Raw genomic sequence first — 1,696 nt, forward strand, 5'->3', positions numbered from 1 at the left:
GCGCTGCTGACATAAAACATCCTCCCAATCAGGATGAATCACAAATCAAACCAAATGGGAATCCCATGATTCAGCTTTCAAGCTCGCCGCTTTAGGGCCTGTTAACACTTAATCATATCGACGATGAGTGCGAAGTTGAGGAAGGCGCGATACATCACGTCGAGCTTAGAGGTGGTCCTAGATATTCGACCAGTTTGCAGCCTTGTTAAGATGGATCAGGGTTTTTACTTAGGCTGCTAATCTCATTGGTTCTGTTTTGTTGGCATCGGCCTCATTAGGGGTCAATATGCCGTGCGTCGAATGGGGCCGCTCAGAGTTGTAGTAGGTCAGCCATTTGCCGATACCCGCCCGCATTTCTGAACCGGTCTCAAAGGCATTCAGATAGACGCATTCATACTTCAACGACCTCCACAGCCGTTCGATCATTCGATTGTCGCGCCAAGCCCCTTTCCCGTCCATGCTGATCTTGACCTTTGCGTCGATCAGCACGTCGATCCAAGCGCCGCTGGTGAACTGACTGCCTTGATCGCTGTTGAAGATCTCCGGCTTGCCATGTTTCATTAAGGCCTCTTTCAGGGCCTCCACGCAGAAGTCCGCGTCCATGCTGTTTGACAATCGCCACGCCAAAACCTTGCGGCTGTACCAATCCATGATGGCCACAAGGTACAGGAAGCCCCGCCGCATAGGAATGTAGGTGATATCTGCGCACCAAACCTGGTTGGGGCGGTCGATCACCGCATTCCTCAGCAGATACGGCCAGATTTTGTGCTGCGGATGTTTCTTGCTGGTGTTTGGCTCCTGATAGATGGGCACCAATCGCATGAGGCGCATCAAACGACGGACTCGATGGCGGCCACATTGGTGGCTGTTGCGCTTCATGAACCGGGCCATCTGGCGCGATCCGTACCAGGGCGTTTCCAAGAATTGCTTGTCGATGATCGCCATGAATCGCAGGTTTTCGGCGCTCTCGCCCTTCGGTTCGTAGTATAAATTGGATCGCGACAACATTAGCAACGCGCACTGACGGCGCATGCTCAGCTTGTGATCCTTGCTCACCATTTTTTGCCTCGCGTTCCGAGCAACTGCTGCGAGGCATCGGCCAAAAAATCCCGCTCCACCACCAGTTGGCCAATCTTGGAATGCAGTTTGTCGACATCAGCGGCGCTGACTTGTTCTGGCACTGCACCTCGGCGCACAAAGGCCGACGCCATGTTCTCAATCGCCGCACGCTTCCACGTGCCGATCTGCGTCGGATGGACGCCATACTTCTTAGACAGTTCCGCCAGCGTCATCTCCTCGCGGATCGCTTCAAGCGCAACGCGGGCCTTAAACTCGGGCGAATGATTCTTGCGTTTCTTCATTCTGGATCACTTCTTTCGTCATGCGATCCACCTTAACGACTGGTCCGAAATTCCGCGACCACCTCTGGGCGACTACACCGCTGAAATGGCAGCCTGAGTGCGGCCGATAAACAACTTGGCAATACCGGCCGAACACAAGACTGCTTCTGACGAAACGCCATGCGCTAAATCGTACTTGCAAAAAGGGAGCCATCCACACAGGACTTAGCGGACATTAGAACGAATTTGCAGATGTCTGATTAGGGGCTGTTGACGTTCGGGATTCCCATTTTGTCTGACTTCTGATTCAAGGTTGCAAACAAAGGAGAGTAATCTTGACCCGAAGAGTTTTGACC

At 52.9% G+C, this 1,696-nt stretch carries 1 protein-coding gene; it reads right to left on the reverse strand.

Features of this window, described 5'->3' with window-relative positions:
• Positions 1 to 228 precede the first annotated feature (228 nt).
• A protein-coding gene (locus tag BUC32_RS19975) for an IS3 family transposase (protein ID WP_245815234.1) occupies positions 229 to 1,361 on the reverse strand; the annotation gives its coding sequence in 2 pieces (ribosomal slippage) (positions 229 to 1,082 and positions 1,082 to 1,361; 1,134 coding nt in all).
• Between the last annotated feature and the right edge of the window lie 335 nt (positions 1,362 to 1,696).

Origin of the sequence: Shimia gijangensis, from assembly GCF_900142085.1 — a bacterium.
Lineage (GTDB): Bacteria > Pseudomonadota > Alphaproteobacteria > Rhodobacterales > Rhodobacteraceae > Shimia > Shimia gijangensis.